At 63.5% G+C, this 5,795-nt stretch carries 6 protein-coding genes and 1 pseudogene; 2 read left to right on the forward strand and 5 right to left on the reverse strand.

The genetic code is table 11. The features are described from left to right. The 5 genes and pseudogenes from EOA22_RS22395 to EOA22_RS22415 all read right to left on the reverse strand — a co-directional run. Nucleotides 1-204 (reverse strand): annotated as a pseudogene (locus EOA22_RS22395) (molybdopterin molybdenumtransferase MoeA); the annotation flags it as partial. Continuing rightward, complete coding sequence (gene moaC / locus EOA22_RS22400) at nt 204-686, reverse strand: cyclic pyranopterin monophosphate synthase MoaC (RefSeq protein WP_013531740.1); 483 nt, start codon at nt 684-686, stop codon at nt 204-206. The gene moaC and the pseudogene EOA22_RS22395, both read right to left, overlap by 1 nt. 2 nt (nt 687-688) lie before the next feature. Then, complete coding sequence (trpC, locus tag EOA22_RS22405; RefSeq protein ID WP_063167977.1) at nt 689-1,501, reverse strand: indole-3-glycerol phosphate synthase TrpC; 813 nt, start codon at nt 1,499-1,501, stop codon at nt 689-691. A gap of 3 nt (nt 1,502-1,504) precedes the next feature. Further along, nucleotides 1,505-2,515 carry an anthranilate phosphoribosyltransferase gene (trpD, locus tag EOA22_RS22410; protein ID WP_063167978.1) on the reverse strand — a complete coding sequence of 337 codons (1,011 nt, stop codon included), beginning with the start codon at nt 2,513-2,515 and terminating at the stop codon, nt 1,505-1,507. Further along, nucleotides 2,512-4,404 (reverse strand): SurA N-terminal domain-containing protein, encoded by a 1,893-nt coding sequence (locus EOA22_RS22415; RefSeq protein WP_063167979.1) that lies wholly within the window; start codon nt 4,402-4,404, stop codon nt 2,512-2,514. The genes trpD and EOA22_RS22415 overlap by 4 nt, the downstream gene beginning before the upstream one ends. A gap of 145 nt (nt 4,405-4,549) precedes the next feature. On the opposite strand from EOA22_RS22415, the gene tpiA reads away from it, so the two are divergent. Together tpiA and secG are read left to right on the forward strand one after the other, a co-directional pair. Then, complete coding sequence (gene tpiA / locus EOA22_RS22420; RefSeq protein ID WP_013531736.1) at nt 4,550-5,317, forward strand: triose-phosphate isomerase; 768 nt, start codon at nt 4,550-4,552, stop codon at nt 5,315-5,317. Nucleotides 5,318-5,487: 170 nt separating this feature from the next. After that, a partial coding sequence (secG, locus tag EOA22_RS22425) for a preprotein translocase subunit SecG (RefSeq protein ID WP_127390222.1) occupies nt 5,488-5,795 on the forward strand: 308 nt, incomplete at its 3' end.

The raw sequence follows: 5,795 nt of genomic DNA on the forward strand, positions 1-5,795 counted from the left end.
GGATGGTACCGACGCCACGTCGGCGGCTCGAGCGGCATAGCCATCCATGGCGGAAGCGTTGAAAGGTGGCTGGGTACGGAGTGCCACGACCGGTTCCGCCAGAACCCGATCCACCGCCTCGAACAGAGGAACGCTTTCGCCGGCTAGAGGTGCCGCACCATCGAGCAGGCGCTCAAGCGCCTCCGCGATAGGAACCAGCGCCATCAGGAACTCGCCTTGTAGTCACCCGACTTGCCGCCGGTCTTTTCGACCAGGCGGATGCCGGTGATGACCATGGCGCGGTCTACTGCTTTGGCCATGTCGTAGATGGTCAGGCAGGCTACCGAAGCGGCCGTCAGCGCCTCCATCTCGACGCCCGTCTTGCCGGTGACGCGCGCCAGCGCGGTGACCTTCAGGCCCGGCAATGCATGGTCGGGCTCGATGTCGACGGAAACTTTGGTCAGCAGCAGCGGATGGCAGAGCGGGATCAGATCATGCGTCTTCTTCGCCGCCATGATGCCGGCGATGCGCGCGGTGCCGAGCACGTCGCCCTTCTTGGCGTTGCCGGCGAGGATCATCTTCAGCGTCTCGGGCTGCATCGCGACAAAGCCTTCGGCGATCGCCGTGCGCGTTGTTTCTTCCTTGTCGCCGACATCGACCATGTTGGCCTCGCCCTGCGCGCCGAGATGGGTCAGGCCTGATACCATCGTCAGATAGCCTCGGCCAAAGCCTTGCCTGTCAGAAGCAAGCGCGTCGCGGTGGTGACGTCCTGTTGCCGCATCAGGCTCTCGCCGACAAGAAAAGTGCCGATGTCGCTCTTTTGCAGCCTGAGGCAGTCGTCATGCGAGAAAATACCGCTCTCGCTGACCAGCAAGCGGTCGGCCGGAACCATCTTCGCCAGCCGCACTGAAGTGTCGAGGCTGGTCTCGAATGTGCGCAGATTACGGTTGTTGATACCGATCAGCCGCGACGACAGTTTTAGCGCGCGCAACGTCTCGGCCTCATCATGCACCTCGATCAGCGCATCCATGCCGAGTTCGAATGCCGTTGCCTCAAGCTCGCTCGCCAGGGCGTCGTCGACGCTGGCCATGATGATCAGGATGGCATCCGCGCCCCAGGCGCGGGCTTCGTAGACCTGATAGGGATCGAACAGGAAATCCTTGCGCAGCGCCGGCAGCGCGACGGCGGCTCGCGCCCGGGTGAGAAATTCCGGCGCGCCCTGGAAGGACGGTGCGTCGGTCAGCACCGAAAGACAGGCAGCGCCACCCTTGGCATAGGCCTGCGCCAGCGCCGGCGGATCGAAATCGGCGCGGATCAGCCCCTTGGACGGGCTTGCCTTCTTGATCTCGGCGATCAGCGCAAAGGCGCCGGATTTGCGCTTTGCTTCGAGTGCGGCAAGAAAGCCGCGCGGTGCGTCGGCGTCCTTGGCTCGCGCCTTGATTTCGGCCAGCGGCACACGTGCCTTTGCCGCCGCGATCTCGTCGCGCTTGTAGGCCTCGATCTTGCGAAGAATGTCAGACACGTTTTACCCGTTCGAAATCTCGACCAGCCTGTCGAGCACTTGCAGGGCCCGGCCGCTGTTGATGGCTTGCGCGGCGAGCGCGATGCCGTCAGCAAGCGTCGTCGCCTTGCCCGCCACCACCAGGCCGGCGCCGGCATTCATCAGCACGGTGTCGCGATAGGCGCCGGCAGCGCCGCCCAGCATATCGCGCAAGGCTTTGGCATTGTAGTCCGCATCGCCGCCACGCAGTTCGTCCCTGCTGTGGCGCGGCAACCCGACCGCTTCAGGCGTCAGGGTGAAGCTGCGGATCTCGCCGCCGATCAGTTCGGCGACCTGCGTCTCGCCGGTGGTGGTGATCTCGTCATAGCCGTCGCCATGAGCAACCCAGGCATGCTCCGCACCCAGTGCCTTCAGCGTCTCGGCAACCGGCAGGATCCATTCCGGCAGGAACACACCGACCAGCTGCCGCTTGACGCCAGCTGGATTGGAGAGCGGCCCGAGCAGGTTGAAGATGGTGCGGGTGCCGAGTTCGACGCGGGTCGGACCGACATGTTTCATCGCTGGATGGTGCGCGGGCGCGAACATGAAACCAATGCCAGCCTCGTGGATGCAGCGGCCGATGAATTCGGGCGAGATGTCGATCTTGACGCCGAGCGCAACCAGCACGTCGGCGGCTCCTGTCAGCGAGGACAGGCCACGATTGCCGTGCTTGGCAACCGGCACACCACTGCCGGCGATGACAAAGGCCGATCCCGTGGAAATATTGACGCTGTGGGAATTGTCCCCGCCGGTGCCGACGATATCGATGGCGCCGTCCGGCGCGTCGACTTGCAGCATCTTGGCCCGCATGGTGGCGACGGCGCCGGAAATCTCGCTCACCGTCTCGCCTCGCACGCGCAGCGCCATCAGGAAACCGCCGATCTGGCCGGGGGTCGCATCACCCGACATGATGATGTCGAAGGCCTCGCGCGCTTCCTCGAAGGAAAGCGCGCTACCGGTCGCGATCTTGGCGATATGGGTTTTCAGCGCGCTCATCTTGTCGAGGCTTGGGCGACGGCGGCCTGGTCGACGCGAACGTCGTACTGCGTCTGCAACTGCGCCACCAATTGGTCGAGCAGGTCGTCCGACATGCCGGAGGTGAAGGATTTCTGTGCGTCATCCGGCACCGAGCTGGCATCGGCCCCGGCGGGCTCGAACACTTCGGCGACCTTGTACAGGATCTCTCCGTCGCCGGTAGGCGAGGGGATCAGGCCGGTACCGCCTTCGCCGACTCCGAACATCGCTGCGGCACCTTCCTTGCCGAAATCGACGTCGTCAGCCTCGCGCTTCACACCGCGCTTGGTCTGCTTTTCCAGCTTCAGTTCGCTGGCAATGACATCGAGCGTTGCGCCGGCCTTGAGCCGCTTTTCCAGCTCGTCAGCCTTGGCGGCGAGCCGCTTGCTTGTTTCCGCCGCCGTCCAGTCGGCCACGACTTTCTGACGAACCTCATCCAGCGTGCGGTCGCGAGCCGGCGTGATGGACGCCACCTCATAGAAGACGAAGCCGTTGTCGGCTGTGGTCAAGGCATCGTTTTCCGTGTTGGGTTCGGCGTCGAAGACCGCTTTGATCAGCTCCGGCGATTGCGGCAGGTCCTTGACGATGCTTGCATCTGGCCGCAGTCCACTGCGATCGATGGCGTCGATGGTGACGACCTTCAGCTTCAGCTTGGCCGCAGCGTCGGCCAGCGAACTGCCGGCGGCGCGGGTGTCATCGTAATTGTCGCGCACGTCCAGAAGGATGCGGCTTGCCTCGCCCAGCGCCAGATCCTTGCGGATCTGGTCGGACACCTCGGCCAGCGGCTTCACCACCTCGGGCTTGATCTCGGTGACACGCAGCAGCACCGGACCGAAGGCGCCCTGCACGACCTGGCTGACTTCATTGGCGTTAAGCGCGAAGGCGGCGTCGGCGACCGCCTTGTCGGCGATCTTGTCCTTGGCAAGCGTGCCGAGCAACGTGTCGGCTGGGGTCTTGCCTTCCGCCGTGACCAGCTTGTCGAAAGTGGCGCCTGCCTTGAGCGAATCGAACGCGGCCTTGGCCGCATCCGGCGTCTTGAACACGAGCTGCTCGATGGTACGCAATTCCGGCGTGGTGTAACGCGCCTTGTTCTTGTTGTAATCGTCGCTGACCTGTTGGTCGGTGACGGCGGTCGGATCCATGATGTCGACCGGCTCGAGGCGGACATAGGAGAATTTGCGGTATTCGGGTGCCGCATATGTCTTCTTGTTGGCTTCGAAATAGGCCGAAAGCACGCTATCGGATGGCGCCACGATCGGCTCGACGAGTGCCTTGGGCAGCGTCAAATAGTCGATGGTGCGGTCTTCGCCGCGATAGAGCGCAACTGCCTTGAAGAAAGTGTCCGGAGCCTTGAGGCCGTCCGAGACCGCCTCGACAATCTGCTGGCGCACCGCCACCTGAGCACGGTTCTTCAAATAGTCCTCGGGTCGCATGCCAATCTGCTGCAGCATATATTCGAACGTTCTGCGATCGAACTGGCCGCCCGGGCCTTTGAAGGCCGGGTCTTCGCGTGTCAGCTCGGCCAGCCGGTCTTTGGAAAGTCCGAGGCCCAGCTTGCGGGCCTGTTCATCGAGAACGGCACCCGAGACGAGCTGCGCCAGCACCTGGTTATCGACACCGAGCGCCTTTGCCTGTTCGTGGCTGAGACGTTGGCCGAACTGCTGCGACATGACGGCGAGCTGGCGATCATAGGCGAGACGGTATTCGTTGATCGACACTTTGGTGCCGCCAGCGGTTATCACCGAATCATGGCCGGCCAAACCGCCCATCAGCCGTCCGGAAACGCCCCAGACCAAAAAGCTGAGCACCAGCAGCACCAACAGCCCCTTCGCGACCCAGGTGCCTGCCGCGCTTCTCAATATACCAAGCATTTTTACTTCCGATTTATGCGCATTTTCGCATGCGCCGAGTCTGAAACAAGCGCAATAGCGCCCTTCCGGCCCACTGTCGATTGCTTTGTGGCCTGATTTTGGTAGTGAGGGCCAGAGCCCCGATATCATCCGGAGAAGCAAACCCATGACGCCAGGAATTCGCCCGCTCGTCGCCGGCAACTGGAAAATGAACGGCACCAGCGCCTCCCTCAACGAGCTCAGGATGATCGGCAACGGCTTCATGAGTGGGCTTGACGCGGAGACCGAAGCGCTGGTTTGCGTTCCCGCAACCCTGCTTGCCCACGCCGCCGAGATCCTGTCGCGCACGCCGGTGCATGCCGGCGGCGAAGATTGCCACACCAAGGAGAGCGGCGCCTACACCGGCTGCATCTCGGCGGAAATGCTCAGGGATGCCGGTGCGAGCCATGTCATCGTCGGCCATTCCGAATGCCGCGAGCAACGCGGCGAGGATGACGCCACTGTCCAGGCCAAGGCATCCGCCGCGTGGCGTGCCGGGCTTGTTGCCATCATTTGCGTCGGCGAAACGCATGAGCAGCGTGAAGCGGGCGCCACGCTGGACGTGCTGTCGCGGCAGGTCGAGGGCTCAGTCCCGCCAAGCGCCACCCCGTCCAACACCATCATTGCCTATGAGCCGGTATGGGCGATCGGCACCGGCCTGACGCCGACAGCGGCCGACGTCGCTGCGGCACACGCACATATCCGCGAAAAGCTATCGGAAAAGCTCGGCGGCGTCGCGGCGAAGGTGCGCATTCTCTATGGCGGCTCGGTCAAGCCCTCCAACGCGGTCGAACTGCTCGGCGTCAGGAATGTCGACGGCGCGCTGGTTGGCGGCGCCAGCCTGAAAGCGGCGGACTTTCTCGGCATCGCCGAGGCCTATCGCAATATTGCTTGAAGACATTTTCCCTGCCGGACAGGGCTTCCGGTGCACGAAATCGTTGCAAAGGACGGGTTGCTTCCCATATTCCGGCCACGGGCTTGGAAATGCCGTCAAAGCATTGTATTGAGCCGCCTCCAATTCACCGGTCGTGTCCGCGGCCGGGCAAGGCCTTGCCAGGATAAACTATGGAAACCGTACTGATCGTCATCCATCTCATGGTCGTGCTCGCCCTTGTCGGCGTGGTGCTGCTGCAGCGTTCCGAAGGCGGTGGCCTCGGCATCGGTGGCGGGTCCGGCTTCATGACCGCGCGTGGTGCGGCCAATGCGCTGACGCGTGCGACGGCGATCCTGGCGGCTGCCTTCTTCGCCACCTCCTTGACCCTGTCGATCGTCGCCCGCTACGGCGAAAAGCCGATCGATATCCTGGACCGCGTGCCGGCGACCTCGGACGGCGCCGGCAAAGGCGTGCTCAACCAGTTGCCTGGAACCACAAC

Source organism: Mesorhizobium sp. M7A.F.Ca.US.014.04.1.1, assembly GCF_003998745.1.
In the GTDB taxonomy this organism is placed as follows: domain Bacteria; phylum Pseudomonadota; class Alphaproteobacteria; order Rhizobiales; family Rhizobiaceae; genus Mesorhizobium; species Mesorhizobium ciceri.

What these genes read in the sequence shown, in the direction of transcription:
- moaC (WP_013531740.1), bottom strand. Translation starts at nt 686, where the DNA reads ATGGTATCAGGCCTGACCCATCTCGGCGCGCAGGGCGAGGCCAACATG.
- tpiA (WP_013531736.1), top strand. Translation starts at nt 4,550, where the DNA reads ATGACGCCAGGAATTCGCCCGCTCGTCGCCGGCAACTGGAAAATGAAC.
- EOA22_RS22415 (WP_063167979.1), bottom strand. Translation starts at nt 4,404, where the DNA reads ATGCTTGGTATATTGAGAAGCGCGGCAGGCACCTGGGTCGCGAAGGGG.
- trpD (WP_063167978.1), bottom strand. Translation starts at nt 2,515, where the DNA reads ATGAGCGCGCTGAAAACCCATATCGCCAAGATCGCGACCGGTAGCGCG.